Annotated in this window: 14 protein-coding genes and 2 other annotated features; of the genes, 9 read left to right on the forward strand and 5 right to left on the reverse strand. The window is 31.1% G+C overall.

Going from position 1 to position 16285, the window contains the following annotated elements; all coding sequences use genetic code 11:
- Nucleotides 1-66 precede the first annotated feature (66 nt).
- Nucleotides 67-1668 carry a peptide chain release factor 3 gene (locus tag KTC94_RS14375; protein WP_216301857.1) on the forward strand — a complete coding sequence of 534 codons (1602 nt, stop codon included), beginning with the start codon at nt 67-69 and terminating at the stop codon, nt 1666-1668.
- Between the two features lie 64 nt (nt 1669-1732).
- Here the strand turns inward: KTC94_RS14375 and KTC94_RS14380 are convergent, their stop codons facing one another.
- Nucleotides 1733-1888, reverse strand: coding sequence for a DUF5670 family protein (locus KTC94_RS14380; RefSeq protein ID WP_165413665.1), 156 nt, complete (start codon nt 1886-1888; stop codon nt 1733-1735).
- 267 nt (nt 1889-2155) lie between these two features.
- Between KTC94_RS14380 and KTC94_RS14385 the strand changes: the two genes are divergently transcribed.
- Nucleotides 2156-2698: an ECF transporter S component gene (locus KTC94_RS14385; RefSeq protein WP_216301859.1), complete on the forward strand. Its 543-nt coding sequence runs from the start codon at nt 2156-2158 to the stop codon at nt 2696-2698.
- 231 nt (nt 2699-2929) lie between these two features.
- On the opposite strand, the gene KTC94_RS14390 is transcribed toward KTC94_RS14385, so the two are convergent.
- The gene (locus KTC94_RS14390; protein WP_216301860.1) at nt 2930-4009 is read right to left on the reverse strand and encodes an endospore germination permease; all 1080 of its coding nucleotides are present in this window, start codon (nt 4007-4009) and stop codon (nt 2930-2932) included.
- A 130-nt stretch (nt 4010-4139) separates the two neighbouring features.
- Here KTC94_RS14390 and KTC94_RS14395 point away from each other — a divergent pair, with 130 nt between their 5' ends.
- The 7 genes from KTC94_RS14395 to KTC94_RS14425 all read left to right on the forward strand — a co-directional run bounded on the left by KTC94_RS14395 (nt 4140) and on the right by KTC94_RS14425 (nt 12114).
- Nucleotides 4140-5546: a spore germination protein gene (locus KTC94_RS14395; RefSeq protein WP_220319572.1), complete on the forward strand. Its 1407-nt coding sequence runs from the start codon at nt 4140-4142 to the stop codon at nt 5544-5546.
- Nucleotides 5539-6654 carry a Ger(x)C family spore germination protein gene (locus KTC94_RS14400; protein ID WP_220319573.1) on the forward strand — a complete coding sequence of 372 codons (1116 nt, stop codon included), beginning with the start codon at nt 5539-5541 and terminating at the stop codon, nt 6652-6654. Before KTC94_RS14395 ends, KTC94_RS14400 begins: the two co-directional genes overlap by 8 nt.
- A 109-nt stretch (nt 6655-6763) precedes the next feature.
- On the forward strand, nt 6764-7909 hold the full coding sequence (locus KTC94_RS14405; RefSeq protein ID WP_220319574.1) for a helix-turn-helix domain-containing protein: 1146 nt from the start codon (nt 6764-6766) through the stop codon (nt 7907-7909).
- 117 nt (nt 7910-8026) lie between these two features.
- Complete coding sequence (locus tag KTC94_RS14410) at nt 8027-8437, forward strand: ATP-binding protein (protein WP_165413659.1); 411 nt, start codon at nt 8027-8029, stop codon at nt 8435-8437.
- Between the two features lie 188 nt (nt 8438-8625).
- Nucleotides 8626-8841: a binding site (T-box leader), on the forward strand.
- A 209-nt stretch (nt 8842-9050) separates the two neighbouring features.
- A complete protein-coding gene (tyrS, locus tag KTC94_RS14415) occupies nt 9051-10271 on the forward strand; it encodes a tyrosine--tRNA ligase (RefSeq protein WP_220319575.1) in 1221 nt (406 codons plus the stop codon).
- Between the two features lie 308 nt (nt 10272-10579).
- Entirely contained in the window at nt 10580-11269 is a 690-nt protein-coding gene (locus KTC94_RS14420; RefSeq protein ID WP_216301866.1) for a metallophosphoesterase, read from the forward strand.
- 53 nt (nt 11270-11322) lie between these two features.
- A complete protein-coding gene (locus KTC94_RS14425; protein ID WP_216301867.1) occupies nt 11323-12114 on the forward strand; it encodes a GTP pyrophosphokinase family protein in 792 nt (263 codons plus the stop codon).
- 87 nt (nt 12115-12201) lie between these two features.
- On the opposite strand, the gene leuS is transcribed toward KTC94_RS14425, so the two are convergent.
- The 3 genes from leuS to KTC94_RS14440 form a co-directional block, all read right to left on the reverse strand.
- Nucleotides 12202-14661 carry a leucine--tRNA ligase gene (gene leuS, locus KTC94_RS14430; RefSeq protein ID WP_220286106.1) on the reverse strand — a complete coding sequence of 820 codons (2460 nt, stop codon included), beginning with the start codon at nt 14659-14661 and terminating at the stop codon, nt 12202-12204.
- A gap of 96 nt (nt 14662-14757) precedes the next feature.
- Nucleotides 14758-15001 (reverse strand) — a binding site (T-box leader).
- 76 nt (nt 15002-15077) lie between these two features.
- The gene (locus tag KTC94_RS14435; RefSeq protein WP_253198072.1) at nt 15078-15578 is read right to left on the reverse strand and encodes a hypothetical protein; all 501 of its coding nucleotides are present in this window, start codon (nt 15576-15578) and stop codon (nt 15078-15080) included.
- 26 nt (nt 15579-15604) lie between these two features.
- The gene (locus tag KTC94_RS14440) at nt 15605-16234 is read right to left on the reverse strand and encodes a J domain-containing protein (RefSeq protein ID WP_220286203.1); all 630 of its coding nucleotides are present in this window, start codon (nt 16232-16234) and stop codon (nt 15605-15607) included.
- Between the last annotated feature and the right edge of the window lie 51 nt (nt 16235-16285).

Consider the following 16285-nt stretch of genomic DNA (forward strand, 5'->3'; position numbering starts at 1 on the left):
AGTTCAGAGAGTGGTTGTAAGAATATATATATGTGCATGTAAAAAAATAAAAGGAGCGTGATGACCTTGGCGGATTACATAAAAGAGATTGAAAAAAGAAGAACATTTGCTATAATTTCCCATCCGGATGCTGGTAAAACTACACTGACGGAAAAATTATTATTATATGGGGGCGCAATAAGGCTTGCAGGTTCAGTTAAAGCTAGAAAAGCGTCTAAACATGCAGTTTCTGACTGGATGGAAATAGAGAAACAAAGAGGTATTTCTGTTACATCTTCAGTTATGCAATTTGATTATAATAATTTTTGTATAAATATACTTGATACACCAGGTCACCAAGACTTTAGTGAAGATACTTACAGAACCCTCATGGCAGCGGATAGTGCTGTAATGATTATTGATGGTGCAAAAGGGGTCGAGGAACAAACAAGAAAGCTATTTCATGTTTGTAGCATTAGAGAAATACCTATTTTTACATTTATTAATAAGATGGATAGAGAAACTAGAGATATATTTGAACTTATGGAAGAAATAGAAAATGAATTTGGAATTAGATCTTATCCAATAAATTGGCCTATAGGTTGTGGGGTAGATTTCAAAGGGGTTTATGATCGACGTACAAAGGAAATCATTGTTTTTGATGATGGAAAGCATGGCCAAATAGAAGCTAAAGAGACAAAAATAAGTATTAACGATGAAAAGGCAATCGAACTTATTGGTGAAACATTATATGAAAAGCTTATGGAAGATATGGAGCTTTTAGATGTAGCAGGGGATGAATTTGATTTGGACAAAGTTGCTAAAGGAGAACTTACTCCGGTGTTCTTTGGAAGTGCTTCAACTAATTTTGGAGTTGAGCCTTTTTTAGATAACTTTTTACAATTAACTTCAGCGCCGTTACCAAGAAATTCAAGTATAGGGAAAATTGATGTTTTTAGTAAGGGCTTTTCTGCCTTTGTATTTAAAATTCAGGCTAATATGAATAAAGCTCACCGGGATAGGATGGCGTTTATGAGAATTTGTTCTGGAGAGTTCCAAAAGGGCATGGATGTTTATCATGTACAAGGCGGTAATAAAATAAAATTAGCACAACCTCAACAATTTTTAGCACAAGAGAGAGAAATAGTGGACACGGCTTATGCAGGAGATATTATTGGAGTTTTTGATCCAGGTATATTTAGCATAGGAGACACCATATGTTCTTCTTCAAATAAATTTGAGTTCGAAGGAATACCAACTTTTGCGCCAGAACATTTTGCAAGGGTGAGAACTGTTGATACCATGAAGAGAAAGCAATTTATAAAGGGCGTTACACAAATAGCTCAAGAAGGCGCAATCCAAGTATTTAAGGAACTTCATATAGGGATTGAACAAATCATAGTTGGGGTTGTAGGAGTACTTCAGTTTGAAGTATTAGAGTTCAGACTTAAAAATGAATATAATGTAGATATTAAGATAGAAAGGTTAGCATTTAAACATATAAGATGGATTGAAAAGTGTAATATAGATATAGATAAAGAAAAACTCAACTTGACTAGTGATGCTAGGATAGTTAAAGACCTTAAGGACAGAAACCTATTAGTATTCCAAAATGAGTGGGGTATTAGCTGGGCGACAGAGCATAATAAAGGCTTGATTTTATCAGACATTGGTAAAGATAAGGACTAAATAAAAAATAAAAGAAAAATCTCTTGAATTAATTTCAAGAGATTTTTTCACGTTTAGAAGGTTTTTACATGTTTCTTTTTCTGCTAGATAGAACATCAATTACAAATACAATCGCAGCAACTACTAGCAGGATATTAATTAAACTTCCACCTATGCTGAAAAGAACTCCCATTAACCAAAATAACACTACAAATCCACCTAACCAACGTAAAAAGGTCATATTTCCACCTCCACTTATTAAAATTACAATTTAATATAAGATTAAAAACCCATAAGAGTGGCGTTATCTACTCAAGTAGCGTTATCTACTAAAGTAGCGTTATCTACTAAAGTGGCTTATATATAGTATTTATTATTTTAGCAAAGTATATGCAATATATTTGTGTAAAGTGTATGCATACATTTGAAAAGATGATAAATGTTGTATATAATGATGTTAGAAAGACGCTTAAGGATATATTAAAGATTTAATTTTAGGGGGATAAACATGGAAAATAGAATATCACCAATTAAAACTATTGACATAGTACAAATTAGTCTAATGGCCGCGATTACGTTTATAGCTGCTTCGGTTATACATATACCTACTTTTATGGGTGTACTTCATTTAGGAGATAGTATGATTTTTTTATCAGCTATATTATTTGGAAGAAAAAAAGCAGCAATATCCTCTGCTGTTGGTATGTGTTTATTTGATTTATTAAATGGATATACCATGTGGGCACCATTTACACTCATTATTAAAGGTACAATGGGGTATATTGCTGGAACAATTGCCTATAGAAAAAATTATAATGGAAATAAATTTTCAAATAATATCTTTGCTTTTGTTGTAGCAGGGATTTGGATGATTGCGATGTATTATTTAGGGGGAGCTATTATACTAACATTTATTTCTAAGGAATTTGCACTTAAACAAGCCTTAATTATTTCTTTAAAGGACATACCTACTAATGTTTTTCAAGTAGTAGGAGGTATTGCTTTAGCATTACCTTTAATAACAGCTTTAAAAAGCAAAATTAGTAGATAATATAAGATATTTTATGCGCAAAAAAAAGTATATATTACGTATAATGTATTGAAGCAAGCTTTAGAACTTCCTATTTTAGTTTTAATTAAGATGCGTTAAGAAAAACATATGCTTGAGTGCTAGCGAATTTATATCTTGCGATAGCGAGTTTATGTTTTTCAGCAGATTAATTAAAAATAAAATTAGTAGTTCTTAGCGAAGTGAATGCATTAATAGTAATATATACTTTTTTTAGTTTCTAGCGCTTTTTTTACTTTTAAAGTAAAATACAGTGAAAATTATTGTTGGTATTAACATAAAGCCTATTACAGAAAAATAGACGTAAAGATTTAAAAATTTATATAATAATACTACTTTAGCGGAAATGAAATAGGAGATTATGAATACGAATAAAGTAATAATGTATATCCAATATTTATTAGAGAAGGAAAGCTTTTTTAATAAAATCATGATAGCGGTTAGCTCTAATACATATTTTATAAACCAGCCGCCTACCATTTGAAGCATTACATAAAACTCCCCTCCTTCTATAAACCCGAAATAATCAACTAACTGAGTTTGTATGAGTTTAGGATAGTTAATCTCCAAGGCTCTAACTACGCCAAAGGTACTTAAAACGCCTATGTTTGCGAAAATCTCCATTTGTATTACTATTAATATTGCAATAACGCAATGTTTTGTGATTTTTGACTTATTAGTTACCCTAGACAAAAATGGGATACAAACAGCTATACTACCGTAACATCCAAGGGCCTTTATTATAGATAAAATAAAAGAGGGAGTGACGCCATCCGCCATTATAGGAAGTAGGTGACTAAACTTTTTATATTTAGCTGTAAGAATTGCTAGGTTTATCCCGGCTATCATAGTAAGACAAATAACTAAAATAGTAACTATAGTTATCGCTCTAGTACCCTTCTTTGTAATATAAACGGCGGGTATTATTATAAACAAGAGAAAAAACCAAGGAGGAGTATCTGAAAGCAGATTTAGATGCAAGGCATTTGATTCTACAGAGCAACTCTCTATTAAGCTTACAATTAAAGTTATGATAAATAAAATTAAAAAGATGTCTCCCATGGTTTTACCTAAGGCTTTATGGTATATTTTGTCCATATCATAGCAATTACATTTTTTACAAACAAAAATCAAATAAATAAAATAAAATAATAAAATAATAGAAGCAATAGTGACGGAAATCCAGGAATCTCTACCTCCATTTATAATGAATACATTGGGGTAAGTTTTCATTGCTACAATGCAGGTTCCCCAAATTATGAACATTAAATGTTTTGTATTTAGCTTATCCATTTTTTTTTCTTGTCTCCTCCTTGTTTTGATTCTAAATTGCATTGTAATAAAATTTGCAATATAGTTGTATTATTTCCCAATTTGAGAATATTAAACTTAAATATTACAAATAATAAGTTGGGTGATTAAAATGGAAAAAATAAATATAGATTATATCAAGGAAAAATTAAAAAATAGCTACGATGTCAAATATAGAGAGATAGAGACTGATATAGGAATAATATTCGGCGTATTTATTGATGATTTATGTGATTCTAACTTTATTAGTGAATATATATTTAACCCTCTAATACAACATAAAATTACAACTGTAGATTTAGAGTATATAAAAAAAGAAGTATTACCAGCTAATAGCATTGGAGATATTAATAGTAATGAGGAGGCTATAGATCACATTTTATCTGGGGACTTAGTGCTTATATTTTCTTTTGCAAATAAATCAATTTATTGTGAGGCCAAGGGATATGTGAGGCGGAGTGTGGGAGAGCCTTCTACAGAAAATGTAGTTAAAGGACCAAGGGAAGGATTCACGGAGGCTTTTGTAGATAATGTATCAATGATTAGGCGGAAAATAAAAAATTCGGATTTGAAATTTGAACCGATAATTTTAGGGAGTAAATCTAATACGGTAGCCGTAATATGCTACATAGAAGGTGTGGCGCCGAAGAAACTTGTTGATTATATAAGGAAAAAGGTGACCAATATAAAATTAGAGTTTATCTTAGACACAAATTACATTGAGGAAGAATTAAAAAATAAGAACACAGCTTTTGACACAATAGGCACTACCGAAAAACCAGATGTGGCAGCGTCAAAGCTTTTAGAAGGGAAAGTGGCAATAATCGTAGATGGAACCCCCTTTGTAATTACTGCACCGTATTTTTTTGTGGATAATTTTCAAACGCCAGATGATTATTATTCTAATAGGTATTTTACTAATATATCAAGACTTATAAGGGTGTTTAGTTTTTTCTCAGCAACTTTATTGTCCGGGGTATATTTGGCGATTACTACTTTTCACTTTTCGCTTATTCCAGAGGAATTTGCTGTAAAACTCTCAGTCGCTAGAGCAGGAGTACCTTTGCCTACTGTTATAGAACTACTACTAATGACTTTTTTCTTTGAATTACTTAGAGAGGCAGGAATAAGATTGCCACAACTCATAGGCCAGGCGATGAGCATTGTCGGAGCTTTAATTTTAGGCGATGCTGCAGTGGGAGCAGGTTTAGCATCACAAAGCACTATAGTGATTGTGGCAATTTCTTCTATTTCTTCTTTTTTAGTGCCTAAGCTTTATGGTGCTCTATCCATATGGAATATAATTATAATTGTGTTTTCCTCAGTGCTTGGATTACCAGGATTTTACATTGGATTTTTTATTTTTATCTCACATATGGCGGGACTAGAGAGTTGTGGATATCCATATTTATTCCCTTTAGGTACACTAGAAAGCTTTAAATTTAAGGATATATTATATAGAAAAGATCTTAGCAAGATATCAAATAGTATTTTTGATAGGGATGATTATAATGAATAAGTATAAAAAAACATTAGTAATAATATGTATAATAATGAATTGTTTTACTATGACATCATGTTTTAGTTATAAGGATATTAATAAGGTTTTATTTATTTCTGCATTAGTAATAGATGCAGATAATACCGGTAATCCTATATTATATGCTGAAGCGTTTAAGGGAGTAAGAGGAACATCACCTCAAGGAGCGGATCAAAGAATCTTATTTAAAGCAACAGGAAAAACAATGTTTGAAGCTGTCAGAAATATGAATGCTACTTCTAGTTATAAATTAAACTATACACAGAATAGTGCCATAATATTTACTCAAAAGGCTGCAGAATTCGGTGTTGATAATTTCATAGATTTTATGGATCGTGATCAAGAATTTCTTATAAGACCGTATATTACAGTATATCAAGGAGATCCACAGGAACTTATGAAGCTAAATATGCCTGAAGATAAATACATTGGATCATTTGTAGTGCAACTTATAGAAAATATTGGAGCATCTTCAAGGGCTGTAAAACTAAGTTTAAATGAGTTTTACAGTCAAAGAAAAATTGGAGATAAAGTAAATGTAGTAACCATAATAGATATCCCAAAAGATAGTTTAGAGGGAACTTTAGAAGTAAATGGCGGAGCTGTAATTAAAGACGATAAAATGGTTGGCGTGTTACAAAGAGATGAAGGGTTAGGCTTTAACTTTTTAATGAACACTATTTCAGGTGGTACTTTAGAAGTAACTAATCCCTGTGATACTAATAAATTTGTAACATTAGAAATATTAAAAAGTAAAACTAAGACAGAAATCAGTTATGATGATAATATTGTTCATTTAAAAAAGAAAATTAAAGTTAAGGTGGATTTAGCAGAAGCTCAAAAAGAAATTACACTCACAAAAGAAAATATCAGTAAAATTGAGGAGCAGTCAGAAGAAAATATTTTGAAAGCCTGCAATAATCTGTTTGCAAAATATAAGGCATTAAATATGGATATTTTTGATATAACGGAGCAATTTCATGCGAAGTATCCAAAGATAAAAAATGATGATATTATTAAAAAAACTGAGCTAAAAGTTGAAGTTGAAGTGAAAATAATGAACACAGGGATTGTTAAAAACTTCTAATAAAAAGGCGGTGGTATTCCATCGTCTTTTGTTGTAAGGTATAATACTTTGGAAACATTGAACTACTATAAGCATAATATATCACTATAGCGCGGTTGGAGTGAAATATATGGATAGCAAAAAAATTAGCATATTGTTAAAGAGGGATGAGGGTACAAAATTAGATTTCAAGCAAAGAATTGATATATTAATAGAAAGTGGTAAAAGAGAATTAGCTAAAGATATATGTGCTATAGCCAACTCCCGTGGAGGAAGGGGATACCTTGTTATTGGAGTAGAGGATAAAACGAAAAAAATCATAGGTATTAAGGTATGTGACTTTAAAGAAGAACAGTTACAACAAATTATAAGTTCAAGATGTGAACCGCCTATTCCAGTATCCCTAGATTTTGTAATATACCAAAGCAAAAATTTGGCAATTATAACTATATATGATGGTGGTCAGAAGCCCTATCAACTAAGGGAGAATGGTGCATTTTACATTAGGAGAGGTTCCACAACAGATACTATGAGAAAAGAAGAATTAATTTCTTGTTTACAAGAAAATTTAAGTCTCAATATCGAAACTATACCTATTGTAAATAGTGGTATTAGTAGTTTAGATTTTAATATAATTAATAAATACTTTTTAAATAAGGGCATTTTAGTAAATGATAACAGTAGATTAGGATTTATGGACAATGCAGGAATAACTTTTATTGAAAGAGATTATAATAAGAGAGTAGTAACACTAGGGGGATTATTGGTATTTTCTTCAATTAACAGTATCTATTTACCGCATAATATGATAAAGATAGTAAATAAGGTAAACGATAACTTTGATGAGGTTATAATTGTGCAAGGAAATTTATTAGATATGCTAGATAGGACAGAAGAATTTTTTAAAAATATATTTCCAGTAAATTATCCTATTGCTGCAGTGTATGAGGCTGTAAAAAACGCAATACTTTATAGAGATTATACTATATTTTATAAGGAAATTGAAATAGTGGTAAGCTATAACAGTGTAAGCGTATTTAGTCCAGGCAACCTATTATTTTCAACTGAAATTAATACCCATAATTATTTAAAAAGGAATATGTGGATATATGATAAGTTAATAGCATTAGATGATAGAAAAAGATTTATAAAATCAGGAAGAGGATTTGCACGAATGAAAAAAGATTTTTTTAAATATGGTAAGGTAATATTTGTAGATTCAAAAGATGATAATACTTTTAAGGTGATTTTCCCAGGGATTAAGAACTTTATTTAAAACTATAATATTGTGAATATATTACGAATAACATATAATATGTATAAAAATATTGTGTACGAGTAGACCTATTTAATAATTATCTGGTTATATTAGATAAAATAGGAGGCGTTTAACATGATTCATGTATTTTGTGGTAAAAAGGGTTCAGGTAAAACTAAAGCTCTGATTAAATTAGCCAACCAGTCCGTTGATAAAGTTAAAGGAAACATAGTATATATTGATGATGATACTAAAGCTACGTTGCAATTAAGTACAAAAATGAGACTTGTAGCAATAAATGAGTTCAATTTAAAAAGTCATGATGATTTTTATGGGTTTTTGTGCGGTATGCTTTCTAGAGATTATGATATTGATACCATCTTTGTTGATGGTGTATTTAATATTATTGATGATAAACTTGAGCATACGGCACAATTGTTTTCTAAAATGGATATTTTAGCTAATAAGTATAACTTGGAATTTTATGTGAATGTAGGTTGCGAATGCTTAAATCCACCACAATTTTTAAAGAATTATATCACATAAAGAGATAGAATATTATTTATGTGAATGTAAGGCAGGGTTTTCAGCCCTGCTTTTATTGTATATGGAGAAAATAGTTGAAAATAAACGTAAATAGTATATATAGGGTTTTAATCAATTATAACAAGCAAATATATCATTTGATATATTATAAATACACATATATAATTAATAACATGAATAATTATATCTAAAAGGCTATGAAAGAAAAAAGTAACTGTAGGAATTATTAAGAGAGCTAGTGGTAGGTGTGAACTAGTTAAGGAATATAGTGAAATACATTCTGGAGCTTTAAGCTGAAATAAGCTTTTAAAAAGTAAGCTGAGACGGGTTAACCTTACGTTATAAGGAATGAGCGGATTGTTAAATCAATTTGGGTGGTACCACGGAATTTTTTCGTCCCTTTCTTAGGAGGCGTTTTTTTTATTTCAAAAAATAACACAGTATTAAATCATCACCTGCGGTGCTCACAGCTTCGCAGAAGATAAGTATATCGACTTCAAAAGGAGACTTAGGTTTCAACTGAACTTTTCTCTTTGTTATACTATGGGATGCCATAGTATAGAAGAGGAAGACTTTCATTTTGAAATGTCGTTAAAATAAGGAGGAATAAATTATGGAAAATGTATATGATACGCTTTTAGAGAGAGGGTATATAAAACAACTTACTCACGAGGATGAAATGAAGAAAATATTAGGACAGGAAAAGGTAACATTTTATATAGGATATGACCCAACAGCGGATAGCCTACATATTGGACATTTCATAACTATGATGTTTATGGCACATATGCAAAGAGCAGGGCATAGACCCATAGCCTTAGTTGGTGGTGGAACTACAATGATTGGTGATCCATCTGGTAAAACAGATATGAGGAAAATGCTTTCAAAAGAAGAAATTGATCATAATATATCTTGTATAAAATCACAGCTTTCAAAACTTATAGATTTTAGTGATGGTAAAGCAATCCTTGAAAACAATGCAAACTGGCTTTTAAATTTAAATTACGTAGATTTTATAAGAGATATAGGAGTACATTTTTCAGTAAATAAGATGTTAGCTGCTGAGTGTTTTAAACAGAGGTTAGAAAAAGGTTTATCTTTTTTTGAATTTAACTATATGCTTATGCAAGGATATGATTTTTTAATGTTAAATAAAAAATATGGATGTACTATGGAGTTAGGTGGAGATGATCAATGGTCTAACATAATTGCTGGTATAGAACTAATAAGAAAAAAAGAAAGTAAAGCTTCTTATGGAATGACTTGCACACTACTTACAAATAGCGAAGGGATTAAAATGGGTAAAACTGTAAATGGAGCTCTGTGGCTTGATGCAGATAAAACATCTCCTTATGATTTTTACCAATATTTTAGAAACATTGGAGACTTAGATGTAGAAAAATGCTTATCATTACTTACTTTTGTACCAATGGATGAAGTCAGGCGTCTAAGTGCTTTAAAAGATGAAAAAATAAATGAAGCTAAAAAAGTTTTAGCTTTTGAGGTTACAAAACTTATTCATGGAGAAGAAGAAGCTATCAAAGCTCAGGCAGCGGCAGAAGCATTATTTGGTGGTGGAACTAATATGAGTAACGTGCCTAAAGTATCTATACCGTGCGACATGAAGAATGCGGGATTAATGGATATATTGGTGTACACTAAAGTGGTGCCATCAAAAGCAGAAGCTAGAAGATTAATTGAGCAGGGCGGATTAACTATTAACGATAAAAGGATTGAAGATAAGAATGCAACACTTTTAGAAGAAAATTTTAAAGATGGTTGTGTACTTATTAAAAAAGGAAAGAAAAAATACTATTCTTTAACTATAGAATAGCAATTATTTAAAAAGGGCGAAGTTGAAATTAATATTTTAACTTTGCTTTTTTCTTTTAGTGGTAAAAAGCTTTTAGTAAAATATCTTTTGAAGCTGGAGAAGGGTTAAAGGCAAGTTGGGGAGAATTTTTTAGTGATAGAAGTTTTAATACAATCAATATAAAGGTATAATAGCATAGAGACATTAAAAAAATGACTAAGGTTAAACTTTGAGCACTAATGAGTGTAGCAATAGATAAGGTTATTGCTTATGTAACGGATATAGATAATTAATGGAAAAAAACTAAACGATTAATAAGGAGGTATATTATGGCGTTGTGGGCAATATCTGATCTTCATTTATCTATAAATTCAGATAAACCCATGGATATATTTGGAGATAAATGGAGTAATCATAATGAAAAAATTAAAGAAAATTGGCTTAGCAAAGTTTCAGCGGATGATACTGTACTAATTGCAGGGGATATTTCATGGTCCATGAATATTTCTGAGGGTGTGGAAGATTTAGAATGGATTCATGAGCTTCCAGGTAAAAAAATACTTATAAAAGGAAATCATGACTATTGGTGGAGTGGTATCACGAAGCTTAATGCTCTCTACGCGGATATGGATTTTATCCAAAACAACTTTTTTAACTACAAAGATTTTGCTATATGCGGAACACGGGGATGGAATTGCCCAGGAAATACAAGATTTACAACTCATGATGAAAAAATATATAATAGAGAGTTAATAAGGCTTCGAATTTCACTCGATGAGGCAGTGAAAAAGGGTTATAATAAATTTATTGTAATGCTTCATTATCCACCTACTAATGATAAGTTTGAGGAGACTGAACTTATAAGAATAGTAAAAGAATATAATGTATGCAAGGTAATATATGGTCATTTACATGGACCATCTTTAAATAGGCTATATGAAGGAAATATAGAAGGCGTAGAATATATAGTTACTTCTTGTGATTATCTAAACTTCGATCCTTTAAAAATATTAGAATAGTATCAAAAGTTAATACAATGTGGATATGAAATTTTATGTAAAGGACTGAGTATATGGCAATAAGAGAGTGGAAAAGATTTTTAATTCCTTATGAACAGGGTGTAGAAGAGTTAAAAGTAAAATTTAAAAGTATAAGAAGAGAATATAGACGAAAAAATGAGTATTCACCTATAGAGTTTGTTACCGGGAGGGTTAAAGAAATATCTAGTATTCTTGAGAAAGCTAATAAATTCGGTATCCCTCTGGATAGAATTGAATATGAAATGGAAGATATTGCAGGTATAAGGATAATGTGTCAGTTTGTAGATGATATTGATAAAGTGGTGAATCTAATCCGTGAAAGACGTGATATGCAGATGGTTTATGAAAAAGACTATGTTGCAAATGTAAAAGGTAGTGGATATAGAAGCTATCATATGATTATAAAGTATCCTGTAAACTTAGCTGATGGTCAAACCGAAATACTAGCAGAATTTCAAATTAGAACCTTGGCAATGAATTTTTGGGCTACAGTAGAGCATTCTCTAAATTATAAATATAAGCATGATATACCAGAGAATATAAGGGCAAAACTTAAAAATGCTGCAGATGCTGCTTTTCAATTAGATGAACAGATGCTAGAAATTAAAGATGAAATTAAAGATGCACAAAAATTGTTTGAGGTAAAATCTAATTTGGTGTCGGATATAATGAATAATATACTTGTGCTTTCGTCGCTTGGAAAGTCAACGGATGCAGCTAGGTATAGAGAACAATTAAATAAGCTAATAGAAGAAGGAGAAGTTTATGAAATTAGTAGCTTACTTCGCGCAACTCAAAAAACATTAGATATGTATAGAGTTTAAATTGAAAAGGAGAGTAGAAATTAAAAATTTCTACTCTCCTTTTATAATAATTCGAATTTAAACTGTAAAAACTATATGTAGTTCTTACTAAGAAGCTACTATATTAACTAGTCGTCCTTTAATTATAATAACCTTACGAACAGTTTTACCTTCTAGGGTAGCGATTACTGTTTCATCTTTAAGAGAAATTTCCTTTATACTTTCTTCATCTAAATCTTGAGATACAGTTATTCTGGATTTAATTTTACCATTGATTTGAATAGCTAGCTCTACTTCATCTTTTATAAGAGCAAACTCATCAAATTTAGGCCAAATTTGATTAAATACAGAGTAACCCATACCTAAGCTTTCCCACTTCTCTTCTGCAAAGTGAGGAGCAAAGGGAGCTAAAATCTTAAGGTAATCCACAAGCACTTCTTTTAAAAATTTACTATTTATATTGTCTACATTAAAATATTTTAATATAGCATTTGTAAGCTCCATAAGTCTTGCAATAGCGGTATTAAATTGAAGTTTTTCTGTATCTTCGGTAACACCTTTTATTGCGAAATGTCTCCAGTAGTTTAATTCTTTTTCTTCTATTCCTAGAGAGTCTTTGTTATTAAGGTCTTTTGACATAATGCAGATTCCAGTGTCGATTGCTCTTTCAATTCTATCAACAAATTTCCCAATGGCTTTTATACCATCATCACTCCAAGCTCCACCATCAATATAACCGAAACCAAACATTAGGTACATCCTAAATACATCTGCGCCAAACTCTTTTATGTACATGTCTGGAGAAATAGTATTTCCTTTTGATTTACTCATTTTCACTCCGTCTGGTCCTAAAATTAAACCTTGGTGAGTAAGAGATAAGAATGGTTCATCAAAGTCTAAATATCCCATATCACGAAGAGCCTTGGTTATAAATCTTGAATATAGTAAGTGACCACATGCATGTTCAGGTCCGCCTACATATTTGTCTACAGGAAGCATTTTGTTTACTAACTCTTTATCAAAAGCTTTTTCATTGTTTTTGTTATCTACATACCTAAATTGGTAGAAAGAAGAACAAACGAATGTATCCAAAGTATCAGCTTCTCTATGAGCTGCGCCGCCACAAACTGGGCAAGGGACATTCATAAAATCCTCGCATTTAGCAAGTGGTGATTCTCCGTCTGGTGCAAATTCTACGTTGTACGGCAGTTCTACAGGAAGTTGATCCTCAGGTACAGGAACAGCCCCACATTTTTCGCAGTGAATTATTGGAATAGGAGCGCCCCAATATCTTTGTCTTGAAACTAACCAATCACGAAGTCTAAAGTTTACTTTTTCACAGCCGAGACTTATACTTTCTAATTTTTTTACAATTGCTTTTTTCCCGTCGATGGTAGATAAACCATCAAATTCTTGACTGTTTACCATTTTTCCATGTTCAGTATAAGGGAGATTTTCGCCCTCTCCATTTACACTTTTAAAACCAATAATTACTCTTTCAATAGGCAATTTGTATTTAGTAGCAAATGCGAAGTCTCTATCATCATGAGCAGGAACAGCCATTACTGCACCAGTTCCATAAGTGTTTAGAACATAGTCAGCTACCCAAATTGGAACCTCGCGTCCATTAATAGGATTAATAGCATAAGAACCAGTAAATACACCTGTTTTATCTCTTGTAATAGATTGTCTTTCTATATCAGTTTGTTTTCTAGCATCATATTTATAAGATTCAACAGCATCTTTATATTCACTTTTAGTGAGGACATCTACAAGTTCATTTTCAGGGGCTATGACTACATATGAAACACCGAATAAAGTATCTACTCTTGTAGTAAATACACTAAAGTCTACATCAGAATCAACTACTTTAAAAGTAACATCAGCACCAGTAGATTTGCCTATCCAATGTTTTTGCATGGATTTGGTTTTTTCAGGCCAATCCAAGGTATCAAGCTTTTCTAGTAGTTCATCAGCATAGTCAGTTATTTTTAAGAACCATTGTGTTAAATTCTTTTTAGTAACCTCAGTGTTACATCTTTCGCAAAAGCCATCTACTACTTGCTCATTTGCAAGTACTGTACTACAGCTAGGACACCAATTTACTGGTGCTTTTTTCCTGTAAGCAAGGCCTTTTTCAAATAGTTTTAAGAATAACCATTGAGTCCATTTATAATAATCAGGGCGACATGTAACAACTTCATGATCCCAATTAAACATTGCTCCCATAGCTTTTAATTGCTTTTCCATATTAATAATGTTTTGCTTCGTAGAATCCTTTGGATGCACTCCTGTTTTTATTGCGTAGTTTTCAGCAGGTAGACCAAAAGCATCAAAGCCCATTGGCTGAAATACATTGTATCCTTGCATTTTCTTCATTCTAGCCCAAGAATCTACAGGGCCATAGTTAAACCAATGCCCCGCATGTAATTGGCTTCCAGATGGATAAGAGAACATTTCAAGTACATATAACTTCTTATCAATTTTATTTTCATCAAATTCATAAAGGTTAGTTTCTTCCCATATTTGTTGCCATTTTTCATCGATAGTTGTAGTATATTTTGCCATTAGTATTCCTCCTTATTATGATCTATAGGTTAAAAACAATTATTAATCTTTTCCACTTAGTTTTAAATTAGAAAATAAAAAAAACCCTCATCTCAACAAAGAGACGAAAGTAATATTCCGCGGTACCACTCTAATTAGGCATTACGCCTCACTTAAGAATATAACGGTTTTAACCGTACTTGTTTTCACAAGTAAGCTTTTACTTAAAAATAAGCTCATAGGCAAGTTCATATTATATCATTACTGCTTCACACCTATGGGACATTATTTATCTTAATGACCCAACAGCAGCTCTCTTTAAAATGCTATAAATACTACTACTCCTAATAAAAGCAATTTATTATAGTATCATTTGTTTAAGATTGTATTATTATTCATTATAATTTAAATAGAATTTTGTGTCAAGGCTATGTGATTTACTTAAATTTCATAACAAGATTTTTATTTGCATAGGATATAAATACAGTAAGCGCATAGTCATATACTATGAAGGCAAACTCCATAACAATTATTGTTAAATATATATTTATATTAGGAAGTTTTGATAATATAAATAATTTATAAATAAATATAAGTATAGCGGAGGCTATATTAAAATACAATAACTTAAGCACAATTTCTAAAATCATACTCCTTAATTTTTCTATAAAATATTTCACAAAGCCATAGGAACCAAAAATTAGTATATATGCAATGCTTATAAGCTTTGAAGGTATAATAAATAAACTAAGCAAGGAGACAGCACTATATACTACAATGGTATTCTTTATTCCGGTAGTTAAAATTGAAAGTGGAATAATACAGGAAGCAATGCCTAACATAAAAAATTTATTTGTAGGGAAAATAGAAGAAAGATATAGTAATATTAAACTAAGTGCTGCGAATATTCCACCCTTAGCAATATTATTAGATTTCATAAAAATCATCTCCTAAATTAATAGAATTAGCAACAGGATATAAGATCTCCGCCTAAACATTCACAAATACTATCTGCACACCACAAGTTAAGACATAGATTACCCATGCCAAAATCATTGTTACGCTTGCCATAATAGTTATCTCTATAATTTGAAGTACGCGAATTTAGTTCATTAAAACTTCGTCTATATTCAATATTATTAGGATCTTGCGTGCAAGCGCGGCTTATAAAATTATAAGCACTATCATGCCAACCTTTTTTGAGGTGAAGCACTCCCGTTAAATAATTCCACTCGGCAGTTTTAGTATTCATGGAATTTAATTTCTGCTCAGCGGAAGCGATATTTCCGCTATTTAAATCCATTCTTATAGATTGATATATATTGTTATTAGTATAGTCATTATTTGAATTAGAACCATAATTATTAGACGAATTGTAACTGTTAGAAGAACCATTGCTACTTGAAGAACTAGTATTTTTCATAAGTGAATCATAGGCTTCATTTAGTTCCTGCATTTTTTCTTCTGCTAAATCTTTTAAAGGATTATCACCATACTGATCAGGGTGATATTTTTTTGCTAGCTCTCTATAGGCTTTTTTAATATCTTCTTTAGATGAGCCTTGTCTTACACCAAGTACTTCATAGGGATTTATCATCTTTATATTCCACTCCTTTTAAATTATTAATGTTACATTCTTTATTAA

The sequence above is a fragment of the Clostridium sp. CM028 genome (assembly GCF_030585565.1).
Lineage (GTDB): Bacteria > Bacillota > Clostridia > Clostridiales > Clostridiaceae > Clostridium_AD > Clostridium_AD estertheticum_B.